The sequence below is a fragment of the Burkholderia sp. AU33803 genome, assembly GCF_002223095.1.
Lineage (GTDB): Bacteria > Pseudomonadota > Gammaproteobacteria > Burkholderiales > Burkholderiaceae > Burkholderia.
Genome location: NZ_NKFJ01000004.1, coordinates 1,965,907 through 1,987,215 on the forward strand (window position 1 = coordinate 1,965,907; position 21,309 = coordinate 1,987,215).

The window sequence follows — 21,309 nt, forward strand, 5'->3', positions numbered from 1 at the left end:
AGCAATGCCGAACGACACTTGCGTCACGGATGCCGGATGTAATCCACCAGCGCCCGCGTATATTCATCCGGCTTTCGATCGCACAAACTCACCACGATCGCCACGGCAAAACCCGCCGGCACCCCGAACACCCCCGAGCTGATCGGCTCGATCCCGAACCACGTGCTCCCCGCGAACCCCGTCAGTTGCGTGAAGTACGGATAGGTCGACACGATGTAATACACGCACACGGCGAGCCCGGTCACCATCCCGGCGATCGCGCCACGCGTCGTCGTGCGCTTCCAGAACACGCCGAGCACGAGCACCGGAAAAAAGCTCGAGGCCGCCAGCGAAAACGCGGCACCGACGAGAAACAGGATCTTCCCGGTATTGAGCGACGCGACATACGACGCGAACAGCGCGACGCCGAGCAGCAGCACCTTCGAGATCGTCACGCGCCGCTGGCTCGACGCGTCGGGCGCGACCATGCAGTAATAGACGTCGTGCGACAGCGCGTTCGCGATCGTCAGCAGCAGCCCGTCCGCGGTCGACAACGCCGCGGCCAGCGCACCGGCCGCGATCAGCCCCGACACGACATACGGCAGCCCGGCGATCTCCGGCGCGGCCAGCACGACCATGTCCGGCTGCATCTGGATTTCCGACCAGTGCACGATGCCGTCGCGAATCACTTCGACGACACTGATCAGGTCGGGCTCGAAGTGATGCCATTGCGTGACCCACGCCGGCAATTCGGCGAACGGCCGCCCGACGAGGTTCGCAAGGATCTCGTACTTGATCAGGACCGCGAGCACCGGCACGCTCAGGTAGAACAGCGCGATGAAGAACAACGTCCACCCGACCGAGCGCCGTGCGGACGCGACCGACGTGGTCGTGTTGTAGCGCGTCAGGATATGCGGCAGGCTCGCGGTGCCGAGCGACAGGCACAGCAGCAGTGCAAGGAAATTCCGCTCGCGCGGCTTGCGTTCGTCTTCGCTCGCGGCGGGAAACGGCTCGTGCATCGGCACGGGCGGCTCGGCACGGGCCAGCAGGTCGTCGCGCGCCTGCGTCCACGCGACGCGCGCCGCCGCCGGATCGCGCGGGAAGTCGGCCAGTTCCCGCTCGCGCAGGCTGATCTCGCGCAGCGGCCCGTTGTGACGCCGAAGGTCGGCCAGTTGGTCGGCGAGATGCCGCCGCGCGTCCGCATAGGATGCCGGCAGCCGGTCGAGGCGCGTCTGGATATCCGCGGCTTGCCGGCGGTACGCGTCGCGCACCCGCTGCTCGTCGAACGCATCGCGCACCTGCGCCTCGCGCGCCGCGACGCGCTCCATCAGTTTGCCGTAATTGAACTGCGGCACGGGGCCGAGCCCGTTCTTCATCGCGATCAGCGACACCGGAATCAGGATCGCGCTGATCAGGATGATGTACTGCGCGACCTGCGTCCACGTGACCGCGCGCATCCCGCCGAGAAACGAGCACACGAGGATGCCCGCGAGCCCGCAAAAAATCCCGATCGCGAAATCGACGCCGATGAAGCGCGTCGCGATCAGGCCGATCCCCTGGATCTGCGCGACCAGATACACGAACGAACACAGGATCGCCGCACCGGCCGCCAGCGCGCGCACGGCCGTGCTCGAAAAGCGCGTACCGAGGAAATCGGGAATCGTGTAGCGCGCGAGCTTGCGCACATACGGCGCGAGCAGGAACGCGACGAGGCAGAACCCGCCCGTCCAGCCCATCACGTAGGCGAGCGCATCGTAGCCGGTCGCGTAGAGCGATCCGGCCAGGCCGATGAACGATGCGGCCGACAGCCAGTCGGCCGCGGTCGCCATCCCGTTGAAGGCAGACGGCACGCGCCGCCCGGCCACGTAGTATTCGACGAGATCGGACGTGCGCGACAGCAGCCCGATCACCGCATATACGGCAATCGGCACGAACAGGAACACGTAGCCGATCCAGACGCCGGAGCCGGTGGCCCGCTCGATCCGCCACATCAGCAGCACGAACCCGAGAAACCCCAGCGTGTAGAGCGCGTAGGCGCGGATCAGTCGATGCGTCAGCATGGATCAGCGTCCACCGTTCGCGTGGCCGGCGTGTGCCGCATGATCGTCGTACGCACGGCGCAGCGTGCGGTCCGCGCGTTGCATCAGCCCGATGTAGACGACGATCAGCACGAGGTACACGAGAATCGCGCCCTGCGCGCCGACGTAGAACGGCAGGCTGAACCCGGCGAAACGGATCCCGGCGAGCGCGGGCCCGAAGAACGGCACGATGAACGATACGGCAAAGCCGATCACCATCAGCACCGCGATCAGCGCGACGTTGAAGCGCCAGTAGCGTGCGTGGGCGCGCGCGAGCGGCTCGGGAACGGGGGGCGGCGCGGCAGGCGCGGGACGGGTTGGAACGGTCATGCCGTTATGTAACAAAAAGCCCATGCGCGGGCAATCGGGATTGCCGCGCAGGGGCTCGTGCGCGCGATGCGCAACCGGTACCGATCAGCGCACTTCGGCGAGCTGCTCGAGGATGGCCGGATTCTCGAGCGTGGACGTGTCCTGCGTGATCGCCTCGCCCTTCGCGAGCGAACGCAGCAGGCGCCGCATGATCTTGCCCGAGCGCGTCTTCGGCAGGTTGTCGCCGAAGCGGATGTCCTTCGGCTTCGCGATCGGCCCGATCTGCTTGCCGACCCAGTCACGCAGCGTCTTCGCCAGCGCTGCCGCTTCCTCGCCTTCCGGACGCGAACGCTTCAGCACCACGAACGCGACCACCGCCTCGCCCGTCGTATCGTCCGGACGGCCGACCACGGCTGCCTCGGCCACGAGTTCGTGCGAGACCAGCGCCGATTCGATTTCCATCGTGCCGAGGCGGTGGCCCGACACGTTCAGCACGTCGTCGATCCGGCCCATGATCGTGAAGTAGCCGGTGTCCTTGTCGCGCACGGTGCCGTCGCCGGCCAGATACAGGCGCCCGCCGAGTTCCTCGGGGTAGTAGCTCTTCTTGAAACGCTCCGGGTCGCCCCAGATCGTGCGGATCATCGCGGGCCACGGGCGCTTGACGACGAGGATGCCGCCCTGCCCGTTCGGCACGTCCTGGCCGGTTTCGTCGACCACCGCGGCCATGATGCCCGGCAGCGGCAGCGTGCACGAACCGGGCACGGTCGGCGTCGCGCCCGGCAGCGGCGTGATCATGTGGCCGCCCGTCTCGGTCTGCCACCACGTGTCGACGATCGGGCAACGCTCCTGGCCGACGTGCTTGTGATACCACATCCATGCTTCCGGATTGATCGGCTCGCCGACGGTGCCGATGATGCGCAGGCTCGACAGGTCGTAGCTCTTCGGATGCACCTTGTCGTCGGCCTCGGCCGCCTTGATCAGCGAGCGGATCGCGGTCGGCGCGGTGTAGAACACGGTGACCTTGTGGTCGCCGATCATCTTCCAGAAACGCCCGGCGTCCGGATAGGTCGGCACGCCTTCGAACACGACCTGCGTGCCGCCGCAGGCGAGCGGGCCGTACGTGATGTACGTGTGGCCGGTGACCCAGCCGATGTCGGCCGTGCACCAGAACACGTCGGTGGGCTTCCAGTCGAAGGTCCACTTCATCGTCTGCGCGGCCCACAGCAGGTAGCCGCCCGTGCTGTGCTGCACACCCTTCGGCTTGCCGGTCGAACCCGACGTATACAGGATGAACAGCGGGTGCTCGGCGCCGACCCATTCCGGCTCGCACTGGTCGGATTCGCCGGCCGTCAGTTCGTGCATCCACAGGTCGCGCCCGGCGTGCCAGTCGATCTTGCCGCCGGTGCGGCGATAGACGATCACGCTCTTCACGGCCTCGCAGCCGCCCAGCGCGATCGCTTCGTCCGCGATGCTCTTCAGCGGCAGCGTCTTGCCGCCGCGCGCCTGCTCGTCGGCCGTGACGAGCGCCGTCGCGCCGACGTCGACGAGCCGCTCGTTCAGCGACTTCGCGGAGAAGCCGCCGAACACGACCGAGTGCGTCGCGCCGATGCGCGCGCACGCCTGCATCGCGACGATGCCTTCGATCGACATCGGGATATAGATGACGACGCGGTCGCCCTTGCCGATCCCGCGCTTCTTCAGCGCATTCGCGAACCGCGATACGCGCGCGAGGAGATCCGCATAGGTGACGCGCGTGACGGTGCCGTCGTCGGCTTCGAAGATCACCGCGACGCGCTCGCCGTTACCGGCTTCGACGTGGCGGTCGAGGCAGTTGTACGACGCGTTCAGCTCGCCGTCGTCGAACCACTTGTAGAACGGCGCGTTGGACTCGTCGAGCACTTTCGTGAACGGCTTGTGCCACGCCAGACCCTCGCGCGCGAGCCGCGCCCAGAATCCTTCGTAATCGTTTTCGGCTTCGGCGGCGAGCGCACGATAGGCCGGCATGCCGGAAATGGTCGCCGCCTGTTCGAGCGCCGCGGGCGGCGCAAACTGACGGGTTTCGTGAAGAACCGATTCAATCGCAGACATCGACTACCCCTTGGTGAACATGAATCCTCTGCATGGCGGCGCGATCGTGCGCGCCGCGCGTCTTGGCCGGCGCAAACGCGCCACTGTCTCCTACCCACCACCCGCGCACGGCCCGAAGGCCGCCGCGCGATGCTGCGCCGCACCACGTCGCACGATGGCGACCGGGCGACCCGACAGTTTCCACGATAAGCGCTCGAACTTACCCGTCACTTACGCGGCACGGCCGTTTCGCCCTTCGGGCGGCGCCCGCGTGCAGCTTTACGCTGTAACGAGCGCGACCCTACAATCCTAACTGAACTCGCCTTCCGGATTCCAGCTTGAATCGCTACGCTTTCTTTCTCGTGCTGTCGATGCTGTTCGTCGGCAGCAATGTCGGTATCGGTAAATCGATCGTCGTCTTCGTTCCCGTCGCCATCCTCGCCACGCTGCGCTTCGTGATCGCGATCGCCGTGCTGTGGCCGCTGTTCAGTCCGGTGAAAATGCGCACGGTCAAGCGCGGCGAATGGCTGAACCTGTTCCTGCAGGCGTTCTTCGGCACCTTCATGTTCACGCTGCTGATGCTGAACGGCGTGCAGCGCACGAGCGCGGTCGCGGCCGGCGTGATCACCAGCACGATCCCGGCGATCGTCGCGTTGTTCGCGTGGCTGATCCTGCGTGAAAAACCGAACGGTCGGGCGCTGGTATCGATCGCACTCGCGATCGCCGGCGTCGTGACGATCAACCTCGCGAACGGCAGCGCGGCCGGGCACGGCACGTCGTCGCTGACCGGCAACCTGCTGATCCTCGGCGCGGTGTGCTGCGAATCGATCTACGTGATCCTGTCGCGCCGCCTCACGCAGACGCTCGCGCCGATCGACATCTGCGCGTATACGCACCTGTTCGGCCTGTGCCTGATGTTGCCGCTGGGTGCGACGGCGATGTGGCATTTCGATTACGCGAGCGTGCCGGCCGGCACCTGGGCGCTCGTCGTCTGGTATGGCCTGTCGGCCAGCATCTTCTCGTTCTGGCTGTGGATGAAAGGCATCCGGCACGTGCCGGGCAGCCTCGCCGGCGTGTTCAGCGCGGTGCTGCCGGTCGCGGCCGCCGCGTATGGCATCGCGTTCCTCGGCGAGCGCCCGACGCTCGCCCACGGCATCGCGCTCGCGTGCGTCGTCACCGGCATCGTGCTCGCCAGCCTGCGCGTGAAACGCGTGCCGGCCGCCGCCTCCTGATCCGTCCCCGGCAGCGCCGGCGCGTCACTGCAGTCGCGCCGGCCGACGCGTTACAATAGCGCGCCTTTTCAAGATTACCCCCGATACCTGCGCACCGCGCCCGACTGTCCACCATGTCCGCCCCGCATTCGCCCGGCCGCCCCGCGCGTCGCCCGCTTCGCCCGCTTCCCGCGCTGATTTTCATGAGCCGCTGGCTCCAGGTTCCGCTCTACCTCGGCCTGATCGTTGCGCAAGCCGTCTACGTGTTCCTGTTCCTGAAGGAAGTCTGGCACCTGCTATCGCATGCGACGAGCCTCGACGAAATCAGCGTGATGCTCGCGGTGCTCGGCCTGATCGACGTGGTGATGATCTCGAACCTGCTGATCATGGTGATCGTCGGCGGTTACGAGACGTTCGTGTCGCGCCTCGGTATCGAGGGGCACCCCGACGAGCCCGAGTGGCTCGACCACGTGAACGCGGGCGTGCTGAAGGTCAAGCTGTCGATGGCGCTGATCAGCATTTCGTCGATCCACCTGCTGAAGACGTTCATCAACCCCGACCAGCACACGATGCACGCGATCATGTGGCAGGTGATCATCCACGTGTCGTTCCTGGTGTCGGCGCTCGTGATGGCGTGGGTCGACCGCCTGACGACGCACACGCACCCGGCCCATTTCCACGAGCCGCACGCCCACGGCGCGCACGCGCCCGCGGCGAACGAGCCCCGCAAGCCGGCCGACGCAGCCGTCAACGCATAAACGCATTCCCCACTGTCCCCACAGAGTCTCAGCCATGACCGTCATCAAACAGGAAGACCTGATCCAGAGCATCGCGGATTCGCTGCAGTACATCAGCTACTACCATCCGCTCGACTACATCCAGGCCCTCGGCCGCGCGTACGAGCTGGAAGAAAGCCCGGCCGCGAAGGATGCGATCGCGCAGATCCTCACGAACAGCCGCATGTGCGCGGAAGGCCGCCGCCCGATCTGCCAGGACACCGGCATCGTCACGATCTTCGTGAAGGTCGGCATGGACGTGCGCTGGGACGGCGCGACGATGGGCCTCACCGACATGATCAACGAAGGCGTGCGTCGCGGTTACACGCATCCGGACAACGTGCTGCGCGCGTCGATCGTCAATCCGCCGGAAGGCGCCCGCAAGAACACGAAGGACAACACGCCGGCCGTGATCCACTACGAGATCGTGCCGGGCGACAAGGTCGACGTGCAGGTCGCGGCGAAGGGCGGCGGCTCGGAGAACAAGTCGAAGTTCGTGATGCTTAACCCGTCCGACTCGATCGTCGACTGGGTGCTGAAGACGGTCCCGACGATGGGCGCGGGCTGGTGCCCGCCCGGCATGCTGGGGATCGGCATCGGCGGCACCGCCGAAAAGGCGATGCTGATGGCGAAGGAATCGCTGATGGAGCCGATCGACATCCAGGAAATCATCGCGCGCGGCCCGAAGGACTGGGTCGAGGAACTGCGCGTCGAGCTGCACGAGAAGGTCAACGCGCTCGGCATCGGCGCCCAGGGCCTCGGCGGCCTGGCAACGGTGCTCGACGTGAAGATCATGGCCGCACCGACGCACGCGGCATCGAAGCCGGTCGCGCTGATCCCGAACTGCGCGGCGACGCGCCACGCGCACTTCGTGCTCGACGGCTCGGGCCCGGCCAAGCTTGAAGCACCGTCGCTCGACGCGTGGCCGAAGGTCAACTGGGAACCGAACACGGAAACCAGCAAGCGCGTCGACCTGAACACGCTGACGCCGGAAGAAGTCGCGAGCTGGACGCCGGGCCAGACGCTGCTGCTGTCGGGCAAGATGCTCACCGGCCGCGACGCGGCGCACAAGCGCATCGCCGACATGCTCGCGAAGGGCGAGAAGCTGCCGGTCGACTTCACGAACCGCGTGATCTACTACGTCGGCCCGGTCGATCCGGTCCGCGACGAAGTGGTCGGCCCGGCAGGCCCGACGACGGCCACGCGCATGGACAAGTTCACCGAGACGATGCTCGCGCAAACCGGCCTGATCTCGATGGTCGGCAAGGCCGAGCGCGGCCCGGTCGCGATCGACGCGATCAAGAAGCACAAGGCGGCCTACCTGATGGCCGTCGGCGGCGCGGCTTACCTCGTGTCGAAGGCGATCCGCGGTGCGAAGGTGCTCGCGTTCGAAGACCTCGGCATGGAAGCGATCTACGAGTTCGACGTACAGGACATGCCGGTGACGGTTGCCGTCGATTCGTCGGGCACGTCGGTGCACCAGACCGGTCCGAAGGAGTGGCAAGCGAAGATCGGCAAGATCCCGGTCGCAACCGCTTAAGCGCGATCGAACGAAAGGCCGGACGCGAGTCCGGCCTTTTTACTTCTCATTCTCATTATTGTGCGTGGCCGGATATTCGAGGCTGATTCTCATTACACGCAAAAGGCAGGCCCGGCAAGGCTTCGAGGCTTGGCTTTTCTCGTTCGAGCGATTATCGTTCGGTTTCTGAAGCCCCACTGAACAAGGAACAAGCCATGCAAGGCGACAAGAAAGTCATCGAATATCTGAACGCCCAGTTGAAGAATGAACTCACGGCGATCAACCAGTACTTCCTGCATGCGCGCATGTACAAGCACTGGGGCCTCGAGAAGCTCGGCAAGCACGAGTACGACGAGTCGATCGGCGAAATGAAGCACGCCGACTGGCTGATCGAGCGCGTCTTCATGCTCGACGGCCTGCCGAACCTGCAGGATCTGCACAAGCTGCTCGTCGGCGAGGAAACCGAAGAGATCCTGAAGTGCGACCTGAAGCTCGAACAGATCTCGCAGTCCACCTGCAAGGAAGCGATCGCCTACTGCGAATCGGTGCGTGACTACGTGTCGCGCGAGATCTTCGAAAAGATCCTCGACGACACCGAAGAGCACATCGACTGGCTGGAAACGCAGATCGACCTGATCGGCAAGGTCGGCCTGCAGAACTACCAGCAAACGATGATGGGGTCGCCGGAGTAAACTCGCTCCACGCTTCCCGTTACCGCCCCCAGCCCGTTCATGTCGACACCTTCCGTTATTCCTGCGACGGCCACGACCGTCGCCCCCATCGGCATCTTCGATTCAGGGCTGGGCGGCCTGTCGGTGCTGCGCGCCGTGCGCGCGCAGCTGCCCGACGAATCGTTCATCTACGTCGCCGATTCGCACCATGCGCCGTATGGTCCGCGCGACGAGGCGTTCATTACGGAACGCACGCTGGCAATCGGCGAGTGGCTGGCACGCGAAGGGGCGAAAGCGCTCGTCATTGCGTGCAACACGGCGACCGCACGTGCGATCGCCACGGTCCGCGAACATCTGTCGATGCCGCTCGTCGGCGTCGAGCCGGGCATCAAGCCGGCCGCCGCCGTGTCCGCGAGCGGCGTCGCGGGTGTCCTCGCCACGCAGTCGACGCTGAACAGCCCGCGCTTCCAGGCGCTGCTCGACCGCTACGGCGCCGGCCGTCGCTTCATCTGCCAGCCCGGCCACGGGCTCGTCGAAGCCATCGAGCGCGGCGATACGAATTCGCCCGCGTTGCGCGCATTACTCGACAGCTACCTGCAACCGATGCTCGACGACGGCGCCGATACGCTGGTACTCGGCTGCACGCATTACCCGTTCTTCACCGAAACGATTCGTGACCTTGTGGGCGACCGCCTGACGCTCGTCGACACCAGCGACGCGATCGCGCGCCAGCTCGTGCGGGTGCTCGACGAACGCAACCTGCGCGCACCGGCCGGCACGCGCGCGGCAGCGCCCCGCTTCTGCTCGACCAGCGACGGCCGCCAGTTGCAGGTGCTGGCCTCGACGCTGCTCGGCCTCGCCGCACCGGTCGAATCCGTCACCATTTCCTCGCCGAACGCGCGCGCCTGCGCGACCGCCTGATACCGGCCGGCACGCCCTCTTCCGCGTGCCGCTCCCCCCTTCCGACGTTTCAAGGGTCCGATGCCCTTAAAAAAAGCCTGCCCCAGGCTTGTCAACGTCCACAAATTTAATGATAATAATTCGCATTACCGTTAGCTATCGCAACTCATCATGATCGTCTGCGTGTGCAAGTCCGTTTCCGATCGCAAGATTCGCGCGTCCCTCGCAGAGGGCGTGAACTCTTTCGATGAACTCCAGTTCGAGCTTGGCGTGGCCACGTGCTGCGGCAAGTGCGAGGAGTCCGTACGCGACCTCATGGCCGAACAAGGCGTCTGCGCGAGCCGGTGCGGTGTCGAGCATCATGCTCACCCGATCCCGGTCACGTTCTACGAACGCAAGGCCGCCTGACCGGCGCCGAGTGTGCGCATGCGGCCCAGGCCGCATTTTTTGTTTTGACCGTCAGCAAGCCACCGTCTGCGCGAGCCAGCGGCTTACCTGCCAAGGAGCCTGTCATGGAATTGCTGATCGGATTTGTGACCACCGTTTGCATCTCGCTGCTGATCTTCCGCAAGTGATGCCGATTCACCCGCCGCGCCCCGGGTGCGACATCGTTCTTTCAAGCTAACATGCAGGCTTCGCATCTCGCTCCTGCCGGCGCCGTGCCGGCTGCACCACGTATGAATCCCCGAGTGATCGTCGTCGCGGTCGGTGTGCTTGCCGCACATGCGATCATGCTGACGGCCGCCTGGCTCCATCGCAACGCGCCGCCGCCGCCGAAGGAGATCGAGGTTCAGTCGATCACCGCGCAGCTCATTCCGCCTGCCCCTCCTGCCCAGCCGGTCGCGGTCCAGTCGGCCGCGCAGCAGCCTACGCCGCCCAAGCCCACGCCGCGCGTGAAGCCGAAGGTCGAGCCGAAGCCGGTGCAGAAGGCGGTCCCGACGCCTCAGCCCGTCTCGCAGGCACCGTCGCCCACGCCCGCGCCGGCAGTGGCCGATCCGACACCGGCTCCCGCCGCGCCGGCGCCTGCTGCCCCGGCTGCAGCACCCGGCCCCGCGCGCGAGACGATGCAGGTCAGCGCACCGAAGAACGTGTCGGCACTCACCTGCAATTTCGTCAAGCCGACCTATCCGTCGATGTCGCGCCGTCGCGGCGAAACGGGCACGGCCTATGTTCACTTCATCATCGGCGTGACGGGCAAGATCGAAAGCGTCCAGCTGCAGAAGAGCAGCGGCTACCCGCGCCTCGACGAAGCCGCGCTCGAGGCGACGCGCGCCAGCACGTGCCCGCCGTATATCGAGAACGGCCAGGCGATCCGCGCCGCCCATACGCTGCCCTTCAACTTCACGCTTGACGATTAACCCGTCATATTCGGTAGATTCAAAGGAAACAAGAAAATGCAAAGCTACGGTATCGCGCACGTCTGGGCGCAAGGTGATTTCGTCACGCGCGCCATCGCGATCACGCTGCTCGTGATGTCGATCCTGTCGTGGATCGTGATCGTCATCAAGGGCTGGAACGTGATCCGCCTGAACCGCCTGACGAAGAACGCCGAACAGGCATTCTGGCATTCGGACAACTTCGACGACGGCATCAAGAAGCTCGGCCTCGCCGCATCGACGCCGAACGACAACCCGTTCCTCGCGCTCGCACTGTCGGGCAAGGAAGCCGCCGATCACCACCACCAGACGCAACCGCACCTGCACGACCGCATGGACGTGTCGGACTGGGTCACGCGCTGCCTGAAGGACACGATGGACGAAGGCATCTCGCGCATGCAGAGCGGTCTCGCGATCCTCGCGTCGATCGGCAGCACGGCGCCGTTCGTCGGCCTGTTCGGTACGGTCTGGGGGATCTACCACGCACTGCTCGCGATCGGCGCATCCGGCCAGACGTCGATCGACCAGGTCGCGGGCCCGGTCGGCGAATCGCTGATCATGACGGCCTTCGGCCTGTTCGTCGCGATTCCGGCGGTGCTCGGCTACAACGCGCTGACCCGCGCGAACAAGGGTGTCGTCAGCAAGCTGCGCCGCTTCGCGCACGGTCTGCATGCGTACTTCGTGACGGGCGCGAGCCTCGCCTCGTCGTCGACGCGCGACGGCCTGCGTCTCGCGACGCGCGCCAGCTGAGGCGGGGTGAACCATGGCAATGAACACCGGTTTCAGCGACGATGACGACGATGCAGTGATGAGCGAGATCAACATGACGCCGCTCGTCGACGTCATGCTCGTACTCCTGATCATTTTCCTCGTGACGATCCCGGCGATGCAGCATGCGGTGAAGATCGACCTGCCGCACGCCAGCAGCCAGCCCGTCGACGAAAAGCCGCAGACGGTCGACGTCGCGATCCAGGGTGACGGCACGATCCTGTGGGACGACCACACGGTCACGCGCGCACAATTGCAGGAACGCATCGCGGAAGCGGCAAAACGCACGCCGCAACCGGAGTTGCACCTTCGTGCGGATCGCAAGGTCGCGTACGAACACGTCGCGGAAGTGATGTCGGATGCGCAGGCAGGCGGCTTGACGAAGCTCGGCTTCGTGACGGAGCCGGGCGCGAAAGCGAAGTAACGCACGCACGTCTTGCGGTAACGCATCGCCGGCCACGCCTCGCCGGCCGCGCACAAAGTAAAAGGCCTTCATCGCCAGATGAAGGCCTTTTTTCATGCGCACGCGGGCGCCTTCGGGCGGCGGGCTCTTTGGCGGTATCGGTTGCGCCTCGAGCAACGCAAATGCGACTCTGCCGTGGTCTGCACGGACTGCGCGTTCTGCCCTATCTGGCTCACAATATATGCGGCCACCTGATTTCGCTCAGAACTTCCTTCACGAAATGGGATTTCAATATAGGCCCGCGCGCACGCGCATTCAAGGTTCCCGCGATTGAAACTTGCGATTGCAGGCGACGCTTCAATGACAAAACAAATTTGCGTCGCCGTGCGCGTCGTGTTCAGGTCGCCGAAACATCGGCCGCCGCTTCCTTCTTCGCGCGTTCCGGGCACCCCGGATCCTGGTAGGCGCCGTGATCGAGCTTCTCGACCAGATAGTCGACGAACGCACGCACCGCGGGCGGCATCCCCTGCCGCGACACGAACACCGCGTACAGTTGCGGCACCGGCAGCGTCCAGCCCGGCATCACCGGCGACAATTGCCCCGCGCGCAGCGCGTTGCCGTACATCATCTCCGGCAATGCCGCGATGCCGAGGCCATCGAGCACGGCTTCACGGATCGTCATCAGGTCGGCCGTCACGAGCCGCGGGTCGTGCTCGTGCACGTGACGCGTTCCGTCCGGCGCGATCAGGTTGAACACGTGCCGCCCGTCGACGCTCGGCGTATCGAGTGTCTCGAAGCCGCTCAGGTCGTCCGGTACCAGCGGCGGCGCATTCTGGCTCAGCAGGCTCGGCGCGCCGACCAGCATCTGCTCGGTGCGCCACAATGGCCGCACGACGATGTTCGCGTTCTGCGGCGGCTCCGAGCGCACGCGCAGCGCGACGTCGATCGAATCCTCGAACAGGTCGATCACGCGATTCGTCACGCGGACGTGCACCTTCACCTCGGGATACCGACGCAGGAATTCGGGCAGGATGCGCGACAGCATCGTCTGCGACAGCGTCACGGGCACGCTGACGCGCACCGATCCGCGCGGCGATGAGCGCAACTGCTGCACCGCGTTCATCGCCGCCTGCGCTTCGGCCAGCATCGCCTGGCAATGCTGGTAGAACAGCTCCCCCGCCTCGGTCAGCGCGAGCTTGCGGGTGGAGCGCTGCAGCAGGCGCACGCCGAGCGCCGCCTCGAGTTCGGTCAGGCGCCGCGACAGGCGCGATTTCGAGATGCCCAGCACGCGCTCCGCGGCCGAGAAACCGCCATGTTCGACGACCTGCGAAAAGTACATGAGGTCGTTCAGGTTATGTGCATCGATATTCATCTCATCGTTCCATTTTCAGAACAATCCATTGCGAACCGTCGCGAATCGAACGGTAAAACGCCCAATATAATAGCGCTATGTTTCAAAAATAACGCTATTCCGATCATTTCGAGGGTATCCGCATGACGACCGCTCGCTCGCTTGACCGCACCTACCCCGCACTTCGCACGACCGAAGGCGGCGGCTTCGTGGTTCACCGCCCGTTCCCGACCCGGCTGCTGATGGATTTCGATCCGTTCCTGCTGCTCGACGAAATGGGCCCCGTCGACTACGCGCCCGGCGAAGCCAAGGGCGCCCCCGACCATCCGCATCGCGGCTTCGAGACCGTGACCTATGCACTCGACGGGCGCTTCCGCCATCGCGACTCGTCCGGCCATGCCGGCACGCTCGGCCCGGGCGACGTGCAATGGATGACGGCGGGCGCCGGCGTCGTGCACAGCGAAATGCCGGATCCGGAATTCGCGCAAGCGGGCGGTCGCTCCCACGGTTTCCAGCTGTGGGTCAACCTGCCGCGTCGCGACAAGCTGATCGCGCCGCGCTACCAGGAGATCCCCGCCGACCGCATCCCGACCGCCACCTCACCTGACGGCCGCGCACGGGTGCGCGTGATCGCCGGCGAAGCGTTTGGCGTCCGCGCCGCGATCGAGACACGCACACCGATCCTCTACCAGCATTTCACGCTGCAACCGGGCGCAACGGTCACGCAGACCGTCCCGGCAGGCTATCGTGTGTTCGCCTATCCGATCGACGGAACGGGCCGCTACGGGCCCGCCAGGCAGGCGGTCGACGCACGACACATGGTCGTGTACTGCGATGACGGCGACACCGTCACGTTCGCCGCCGGCGACACGCCGCTCGACCTGCTGCTGATCGGCGGCGTGCCGCTCAACGAGCCGATCGTCCGCTACGGCCCGTTCGTGATGAACACCGAGGAAGAGATCCGGCAGGCGGTCGTCGACTACCAGACCGGTCGCATGGGGCGCATCGAAGCATGACGCACCGACGGGCGCCCAGGTGCCGCGAAACCGCGCGTTTTGCGTCACAATGACTTCTTGAACCACGTGGCCGCCCGCCACCAGAAGGAACCCGTCCCCTTGAACTTCGAACATCTGATCCAGATCAATTCCGACGATCCGGCCGTGCCGACCCTCACCCGCGACCAGCTCTGGGAAGGTCTCGTGTTGCGCGCCGAACAGCCGCAACTGTTCGTGCTCGGTCTCGACAGCTGTGTCGTCCACGAACGGACGGACACGACGCTCGAACGCGAACTGCACTACGGTCATGCGACCGTGCGCGACCACGTCACGTTCACGCCGAACCAGCAGGTTCGCTACGACATCCTCGCCGCCGACGGCGAGATCGGCGGCTCGCTGACGATGACGATCGAGGAACGCGACGACCACGAGCTGTTCCTGCGTTTCGAATACCGCACGACACTGGTCGTCACGGACGACAGCGAAGACGCGCGTCAAACGCACGGGATCGTCAAGGAAGCGTACCGCACGTCGGATATCGACACGGTCCGCCTGATCCGCGAGTACGCGCAGGGCCGCAAGGACCCCGATCCACTGCACTGAACGCGGTGGCGGCCTGCAGGCCGCCCCTTTGACTCAAGCTATCGGGCTCGCCGTTTCGATCGATAAAGAGTTTTTGTAAATGGGAATAGTTATCATTTAGAATTCATTCCATCGTATCGACAGTCACCGATCAAGCGAATGACCGACACCCTGCGCCAGACCCCGACCACGCTGACCTTGCGCCGCACGACCGGCACCGCAGGCAGCAGCCGTCAGAAGACGGCAGCGGTCACCACGCCGGCGAAACCCGCCGGCAACCGCGAAGCAGGCACGCGGGTCGTCAGCAGCGATGCGCTGCTGCAAGGCCAAAGCCACGTCAGCATCGCGCATAACGGAGAGACCTATCAGTTGCGCGCCACACGGCTCGGCAAACTGATCCTGACGAAGTAAGACAGCGTATTGTGGGGACCACCTCCCTGAGAGGTGTTGGGCAGTAGCCAGCGTAACGGCTTGCACGCGAGATCTAGACCCCTTCGTGCAAACACACTCAAGCAGCCGTTGCAGCAAGCCAAGCCACTTTTTTTGGTTCTCGCACAAGGAAGAAAAAAAAGCGACACGTCCTTCGACGTGTCGCTTTTTTGTTTGGGCGCCCAACGCGTGAAGCGTGCCGCCCAGGTTCGTTACCGCGTCGCTGCGCGATCGCCGAAGCGGCGCGCGATCCGCTTCAGAAACCCCAGAACATCAACCACCATGCACTGTCGATGACGGCAAGCGCGACGGCGAACCACACGAATGCCGCAAGCCGGCGCGGCCAGCCCGCATAGCGGCCCGTCACTTTCCACGCGAGCCACGCACTCCATGCGTTGGCGCCGACCAGGATCGCGATGCGCACATCGGCCGCCCAGCCGAGCGGTACATGCTCGGCACGCAGCAACGACAGGGTCGTGGCCGACAGGCCAAGGAACACACCCGCGCCTGCAATCGGAATCAACGCCTGCGCAAGATGATGCAGCCGCACGCGATCGAAGCGGCCGAGCATCAGCGTCGCGCCGGCCAGCAACACCAGCAGCGCAGTACCGTACACGAGCCCCGTGCCGACGATATAGCTGATGACCAGCCCGCCGTCGAGCCACGAGAACACGTCGTTGCGATCCGGATAGTGCGTGAGCAGGAACCACGGCGCATTGGTCTCGAGCGGCCACGTGATGTCATGGTCGATCAGCCAGCCGGCGAGCCATTGCTTGATCTGCACGAACCACGGGCTGACGGTCCAGTGGAACGCACCGATCGCGACGCCGAGCAGGCCGTACAGGATCAGCGCGGTGTCCCACGGGTTCGCCTGCTGCGCGCCGAGGTTCACGACCTCGTCGGACGGCGAGCGCAACGACAGCGAGATCGCATCCCGGTGCCCGCTGCAGCGGCCGCACATGTGGCAGTCCGCCGCGCCCTTCATGTTGCGCAACGGCACGAGCGGCGCGCAGTTGATCGGGATCACGCGATGCCCATGCTCGCCGTTCTTGTACGACCGGCGCCATGCATCCTCGTCGACCTTGTAGCGCATCGGCGCGAGCCGCGCGAGCAGCCCGAACACGCCGTTGACCGGGCACAGGTACTTGCACCACACGCGCTTTTCGCGGCCGTACAGCACGCCGATCACGATCGCACCGACGGTCGAGCCGCCGAGCACGAACAGCACCGCGAGCGGGTACTGGTACACGCTCACCATCTGCCCGTAGATCGTCGTGAGTCCGAACGCGACGAACGGCCAGCCGCCCCACCGCATCCAGCGCGGAATCGGGCCGCCACGGCCGAACTTGCTCGCGAATTCGGTGAGCGCACCTTCGGGACACAGCACGCCGCACCAGACACGGCCGAGCATCACCATCGACAGCAGCACGAACGGCCACCAGATGCCCCAGAACGTGAATTGCGCGATCAGCGTGAGGTTGTTCCACAGGTGTGCGGTGTCGTCCGGCAGCGGCAACACCGCCGGCACGATGATCAGGAACGCATAGACGGCGACGACGGCCCACTGGATGCCGCGGATCAGCGCACCGTGGCGCTGCATCCATTGGCCGGCCTGCGCGAGCCAGCCCTGCTTGGCTGCGGCGACCACGCTCATGCCGCGCGACCTGCCGCGACCGCCGGACGACGGCTTGCGCGCTTCATCAGCAGCCAGACCACCGCCCAGTACACCGCATACGCGACCAGGTTGGTCAGCGCCGGGTGGGCACGATAGCCGGTCAGCGTGGCGACGAGCGAGCCGAACGTGCCCGAATCATCGAGGATCGCGGACGTGTCCCACACCTGCGAAATGCCGAGCGGCAGGATTTCCTTGTCGATCAGCTTGTCGACGCCCGTCTGGAACAAACCTGCGCCGAGGAACAGCAGCATCACTTCCGTGACGCGGAAGAAATGCCGCCACGAGAAGTACTTGCCGCCGAGTTGCAGCAGATAGAACGTGAGGAACGCGAGGCCGAGGCCGATCACGACCGCGAGCATCTGGCTGCCGTCGACGTGCCCCGACTGGCCGAAACCGAGACCGTACAGGAAGATCACCGTCTCGCTGCCTTCGCGCGCGATCGCGAGCGCGACCAGCACCGCGACACCCCACCAGTTCGAATCGCGCGTGCTCTGCTGCAGCGATTGCTCCATGTCGCGCTTCAGCGTGCGGCCGTGCCGGCGCATCCACAGCACCATCTGCACGATCAGCACGCATGCGATCAGCACCATGGCGGTCTGGAAATAGTCCTGCGCGTCGCCCGACAGCACTTCGGTGAAACCGACCAGTGCGGCACCCAGGCCGACGGCCATCAGCAAGCCGACACCGACGCCGGTCCAGAGAAAAGGCAGGCCGCGGCGCGCGTCGTCGTCGCCGTTTTTCAGCCATGCATAGAGAATGCCGACGACGAGCAGCGCTTCGACGCTCTCCCGCCAGACGATGAACAAGATCTGACCCATCGATACCTCCTGACGCGCGGTACACCGGGCAGGCGCGCCCGCGCGCAGATAAAACGCATTACTTCGCGACGATCACGCCCTGCGCCTGCTGGTGGAAATCGTCGAAAAACTTGTATTCACCCGGTGACAACGGTGCGACGACCACGAACGAATCGGCGCCCGGCGCAAGTACCTTCTCCTTGCGCAGTTGCACGCTCTCGAATTCGGCGGCGCCCTTGCCGGTGTTCTTGATCTCGATCTTGAAACGCTGGCCGGCCGGCACTTCGATGCGGGCGGGATTCAGCTTGCCGTCCGCCATCTCGAGCTTGAACGTCGGCAGATCGGCAGCATACGCTGCGCCGGCAAGCCACAGCGCAGCGGCTGCGGCAACGATTTTCTGGGGAATTTTCATTCTGGGTTCTCTACGCCGACGGCGCGCCGAAGCGCGCCGTTCGTGATGCCACCGATCAGTAACCGCCCTTCTTGCCGATACCGGCGAACGGGAAGTCGTACTCGAGGGTAATAGGCTTGAACCATGCGCCCACGCCCGTTTCCTTGTCGATGTGACGGCCGAACGCCATGTGGCCCGTCTGCATCGGCGGCTTGACGACCATCGTCAGGTGGTACTTGCCCGGGCCGTTCAGCTTCACGTTGTCGCCGTAGTGCGGGCCGTCGCTCGCGACCATGCCCATCAGGTCGCCTTCAGCCTTCCACTTCGTGTCGCCCTGCTTCGTCAGCTTGTACGTGACCTGCAGGTACGGCATCCAGTCGCCTTCCGCGAAACCCGTCGGGTTGTTCTTGACCGCATGGATGTCGGCCTCGAGGTGGATGTCGGAATCCGACGCCTTGCGCATCATCCCTTCCGGGTCCATCGTGATCGGCTGCAGGTACACCGCGCCGATTTCCATGCCGCCCTGGATCTGCTGCTTGCCGATCGGATATTCGGCAGCCGAAGCCGACATCGCGGCAAGCGCCGCCGCTACCGCCACCGTCGTGCGGATGAATGAAGAACCCAACATGGACACTCCTTGTTATTTGATCTGGAACCATGCGGACCGACCACCGGCCGGCCCACTGAAAACACTAACGCGACGAAGAACGTTAATGCGAACAATTCTCAATAATCACGAAGTTTAGCACCGAACCTGTTTCGGAACAAACGAAGAGCCGTGTAAACCCCTGATCCGACAAGGCTTACAGGTTCGTTACCGCAGGGTTTCGGTGACGCTTGGAAAGATTTACCGGCCGCCGTTGACGTGATCGCCGACGTTCGCGCCGAACACGCGCTCACGCAGCAGCGCAAGCTGGTCGCGGGTCGCGGCGGCCTTCTCGAACTCGAGATTCTTCGCGTAGTCGGCCATCTGCTTTTCGAGGCGCTTGATTTCCTTGGCAAGCTGCTTTTCCGACATGTCCTCGAATTTCGCGCGCTGCTGCGCTTCCTTCAGCTCGGCGCGTGCCTCGTCCGCGTTGTAGACGCCGTCGATGATGTCCTTGATGCGCTTCACGACACCGCGCGGCGTGATGCCCATCTTTTCGTTGTGGGCGATCTGCTTCGCCCGGCGCCGCTCGGTCTCGCCGATCGCGCGCTTCATCGACTCGGTCATGTTGTCCGCGTAGAGGATCGCCTTGCCGTTCACGTTCCGCGCCGCGCGGCCGATCGTCTGGATCAGCGAGCGCTCCGCGCGCAGGAAGCCTTCCTTGTCCGCGTCGAGGATCGCGACGAGCGACACCTCGGGAATGTCGAGCCCTTCCCGCAGCAGGTTGATCCCGACCAGCACGTCGAACGTGCCGAGCCGCAGGTCGCGGATGATCTCGACGCGCTCGACCGTGTCGATGTCGCTGTGCAGGTAACGCACCTTGACCCCGTGATCGGCGAGAAACTCGGTGAGCTGCTCGGCCATGCGCTTGGTCAGCACGGTGATCAGCACGCGCTCCTCGGCCTTCACCCGCGCGTTGATCTCGGCCAGCACGTCGTCGACCTGCGAGCTCGCCGGCCGCACTTCGATTTCCGGATCGACGAGGCCCGTCGGCCGCACGACCTGTTCGGCGATCTGCCCGGTCACGCGCTTCTCGTAGTCGGCCGGCGTGGCCGACACGAACACGACCTGGCGCATCTTGCGTTCGAACTCGGGGAACTTCAGCGGCCGGTTGTCCAGCGCCGACGGCAGCCGGAACCCGTAGTTGACGAGGTTTTCCTTGCGTGCGCGGTCGCCGTTGTACATGCCGTTCAGCTGGCCGATCAGCACGTGCGACTCGTCGAGCAGCATCAGTGCATCGGGCGGCAGGTAGTCGACGAGGGTCGGCGGGGGATCGCCGGGCGCCGCGCCCGAGAAATGTCGCGAGTAGTTCTCGATGCCCTTGCAGAAGCCGAGCTCCTGCAGCATCTCGAGATCGAAGCGCGTGCGCTGCTCGAGGCGCTGCGCCTCGACGAGCTTGCCGTCTCGGTGAAAGAACTCGAGCCGCTCGCGCAGTTCGTCCTTGATCGTCTCGACCGCGCGCATCACGGTGTCGCGCGGCGTCACGTAGTGCGACGACGGATACACGGTGAAGCGCGGGATCTTCTGCCGCACGCGCCCCGTCAGCGGGTCGAACAGTTGCAGCGTCTCCACCTCGTCGTCGAACAGTTCGACGCGCACGGCCAGTTCCGCGTGTTCGGCCGGGAAGATGTCGATCGTGTCGCCGCGCACGCGGAACGTGCCGCGCTGGAAATCCTGCTCGTTGCGTGTGTATTGCATCGCGATCAGCCGCGCGATCACGTCGCGCTGGCCGAGCTTGTCGCCGGCGCGCAGCGTCAGGATCATCTGGTGGTATTCGGACGGGTTGCCGATACCGTAGATCGCCGACACCGTCGCGACGATCACCACGTCGCGGCGCTCCATCAGGCTCTTCGTCGCCGACAGCCGCATCTGCTCGATGTGCTCGTTGATCGACGAGTCCTTCTCGATGAACAGGTCGCGCTGCGGCACGTACGCTTCAGGCTGGTAATAGTCGTAGTACGAGACGAAGTACTCGACCGCGTTCCGCGGGAAAAACTCGCGAAATTCCGAGTAGAGCTGCGCGGCGAGCGTCTTGTTCGGCGCGAACACGATCGCCGGGCGACCGAGCCGCGCGATCGTGTTCGCCATCGTGAAGGTCTTGCCCGAGCCTGTCACGCCGAGCAGCGTCTGGAACGAGAGACCGTCCTCGACCCCTTCGACGAGCGTCTGGATCGCAGTCGGCTGGTCGCCTGCGGGCGGATACGGCTGATACAGCTGGAACGGCGACCCTTCGAAGGTCACGAATTTCGATTCGTCGAGCGCGTCGCCGGTTTCGGCTTTATGTTCGGACATGGAATGCGGCCGGAGCGAGGGCAAAGAAAGCATTCTAGCGCTTCGCGGCCTCGCGAACTGCTGTCGACTCCTGACGCGCGACGGCCGTCCGAAA

Annotated in this window: 21 protein-coding genes; 12 read left to right on the plus strand and 9 right to left on the minus strand. The window is 65.0% G+C overall.

From position 1 onward, the window contains the following. Positions 1-23: 23 nt before the first annotated feature. The 3 genes from CFB41_RS11625 to acs form a co-directional block, all read right to left on the minus strand. Entirely contained in the window at positions 24-2,039 is a 2,016-nt protein-coding gene (locus CFB41_RS11625; RefSeq protein WP_089456526.1) for a sodium:solute symporter family protein, read from the minus strand. A gap of 3 nt (positions 2,040-2,042) precedes the next feature. Continuing rightward, the gene (locus CFB41_RS11630) at positions 2,043-2,387 is read right to left on the minus strand and encodes a DUF4212 domain-containing protein (RefSeq protein WP_089456527.1); all 345 of its coding nucleotides are present in this window, start codon (positions 2,385-2,387) and stop codon (positions 2,043-2,045) included. Positions 2,388-2,471: 84 nt separating this feature from the next. Beyond that, positions 2,472-4,454, minus strand: a complete 1,983-nt coding sequence (gene acs / locus CFB41_RS11635) for an acetate--CoA ligase (protein ID WP_089440622.1) — start codon at positions 4,452-4,454, stop codon at positions 2,472-2,474. A gap of 317 nt (positions 4,455-4,771) precedes the next feature. Between acs and CFB41_RS11645 the strand changes: the two genes are divergently transcribed. The 9 genes from CFB41_RS11645 to CFB41_RS11685 all read left to right on the plus strand — a co-directional run bounded on the left by CFB41_RS11645 (position 4,772) and on the right by CFB41_RS11685 (position 12,078). Next, positions 4,772-5,665, plus strand: coding sequence for a DMT family transporter (locus CFB41_RS11645; RefSeq protein ID WP_071333524.1), 894 nt, complete (start codon positions 4,772-4,774; stop codon positions 5,663-5,665). A gap of 113 nt (positions 5,666-5,778) precedes the next feature. Then, positions 5,779-6,402 carry a TIGR00645 family protein gene (locus CFB41_RS11650; RefSeq protein ID WP_039370107.1) on the plus strand — a complete coding sequence of 208 codons (624 nt, stop codon included), beginning with the start codon at positions 5,779-5,781 and terminating at the stop codon, positions 6,400-6,402. 34 nt (positions 6,403-6,436) lie between these two features. Continuing rightward, positions 6,437-7,960 (plus strand): fumarate hydratase, encoded by a 1,524-nt coding sequence (locus CFB41_RS11655; RefSeq protein WP_089440623.1) that lies wholly within the window; start codon positions 6,437-6,439, stop codon positions 7,958-7,960. A 194-nt stretch (positions 7,961-8,154) separates the two neighbouring features. Continuing rightward, positions 8,155-8,631 carry a bacterioferritin gene (gene bfr / locus CFB41_RS11660; protein WP_011352652.1) on the plus strand — a complete coding sequence of 159 codons (477 nt, stop codon included), beginning with the start codon at positions 8,155-8,157 and terminating at the stop codon, positions 8,629-8,631. A gap of 39 nt (positions 8,632-8,670) precedes the next feature. Further along, positions 8,671-9,531 carry a glutamate racemase gene (gene murI / locus CFB41_RS11665; protein ID WP_089456528.1) on the plus strand — a complete coding sequence of 287 codons (861 nt, stop codon included), beginning with the start codon at positions 8,671-8,673 and terminating at the stop codon, positions 9,529-9,531. Between the two features lie 150 nt (positions 9,532-9,681). Beyond that, entirely contained in the window at positions 9,682-9,918 is a 237-nt protein-coding gene (locus CFB41_RS11670; RefSeq protein WP_039370093.1) for a bacterioferritin-associated ferredoxin, read from the plus strand. Positions 9,919-10,136: 218 nt separating this feature from the next. Beyond that, positions 10,137-10,868, plus strand: a complete 732-nt coding sequence (locus CFB41_RS11675) for an energy transducer TonB (RefSeq protein WP_089456529.1) — start codon at positions 10,137-10,139, stop codon at positions 10,866-10,868. Between the two features lie 36 nt (positions 10,869-10,904). Further along, complete coding sequence (locus CFB41_RS11680) at positions 10,905-11,636, plus strand: MotA/TolQ/ExbB proton channel family protein (RefSeq protein WP_089456530.1); 732 nt, start codon at positions 10,905-10,907, stop codon at positions 11,634-11,636. 13 nt (positions 11,637-11,649) lie between these two features. Then, positions 11,650-12,078, plus strand: a complete 429-nt coding sequence (locus CFB41_RS11685) for a biopolymer transporter ExbD (RefSeq protein ID WP_039370086.1) — start codon at positions 11,650-11,652, stop codon at positions 12,076-12,078. Positions 12,079-12,454: 376 nt separating this feature from the next. On the opposite strand, the gene CFB41_RS11690 is transcribed toward CFB41_RS11685, so the two are convergent. Then, positions 12,455-13,429, minus strand: coding sequence for a LysR family transcriptional regulator (locus CFB41_RS11690; RefSeq protein WP_069248441.1), 975 nt, complete (start codon positions 13,427-13,429; stop codon positions 12,455-12,457). A gap of 122 nt (positions 13,430-13,551) precedes the next feature. Between CFB41_RS11690 and CFB41_RS11695 the strand changes: the two genes are divergently transcribed. The 3 genes from CFB41_RS11695 (at position 13,552) to hemP (ending at position 15,396) form a co-directional block, all read left to right on the plus strand. Continuing rightward, positions 13,552-14,424: a pirin family protein gene (locus tag CFB41_RS11695; protein WP_089456531.1), complete on the plus strand. Its 873-nt coding sequence runs from the start codon at positions 13,552-13,554 to the stop codon at positions 14,422-14,424. Between the two features lie 99 nt (positions 14,425-14,523). Then, positions 14,524-15,006: an SRPBCC family protein gene (locus CFB41_RS11700; RefSeq protein WP_039370078.1), complete on the plus strand. Its 483-nt coding sequence runs from the start codon at positions 14,524-14,526 to the stop codon at positions 15,004-15,006. A 138-nt stretch (positions 15,007-15,144) separates the two neighbouring features. Continuing rightward, positions 15,145-15,396, plus strand: coding sequence for a hemin uptake protein HemP (hemP, locus tag CFB41_RS11705; RefSeq protein ID WP_089440628.1), 252 nt, complete (start codon positions 15,145-15,147; stop codon positions 15,394-15,396). Between the two features lie 274 nt (positions 15,397-15,670). On the opposite strand, the gene CFB41_RS11710 is transcribed toward hemP, so the two are convergent. The 5 genes from CFB41_RS11710 to uvrB form a co-directional block, all read right to left on the minus strand. After that, positions 15,671-17,068, minus strand: a complete 1,398-nt coding sequence (locus CFB41_RS11710; RefSeq protein ID WP_089456532.1) for a 4Fe-4S binding protein — start codon at positions 17,066-17,068, stop codon at positions 15,671-15,673. Then, on the minus strand, positions 17,065-17,907 hold the full coding sequence (locus CFB41_RS11715; RefSeq protein WP_089440629.1) for an FTR1 family protein: 843 nt from the start codon (positions 17,905-17,907) through the stop codon (positions 17,065-17,067). The genes CFB41_RS11710 and CFB41_RS11715 overlap by 4 nt, the downstream gene beginning before the upstream one ends. Before the next feature lie 58 nt (positions 17,908-17,965). Further along, entirely contained in the window at positions 17,966-18,298 is a 333-nt protein-coding gene (locus tag CFB41_RS11720; protein WP_047898577.1) for a cupredoxin domain-containing protein, read from the minus strand. A 55-nt stretch (positions 18,299-18,353) separates the two neighbouring features. Then, on the minus strand, positions 18,354-18,905 hold the full coding sequence (locus CFB41_RS11725; protein WP_021163417.1) for an iron transporter: 552 nt from the start codon (positions 18,903-18,905) through the stop codon (positions 18,354-18,356). A gap of 219 nt (positions 18,906-19,124) precedes the next feature. Then, a complete protein-coding gene (gene uvrB / locus CFB41_RS11730) occupies positions 19,125-21,215 on the minus strand; it encodes an excinuclease ABC subunit UvrB (RefSeq protein ID WP_089440630.1) in 2,091 nt (696 codons plus the stop codon). Positions 21,216-21,309 lie beyond the last annotated feature (94 nt).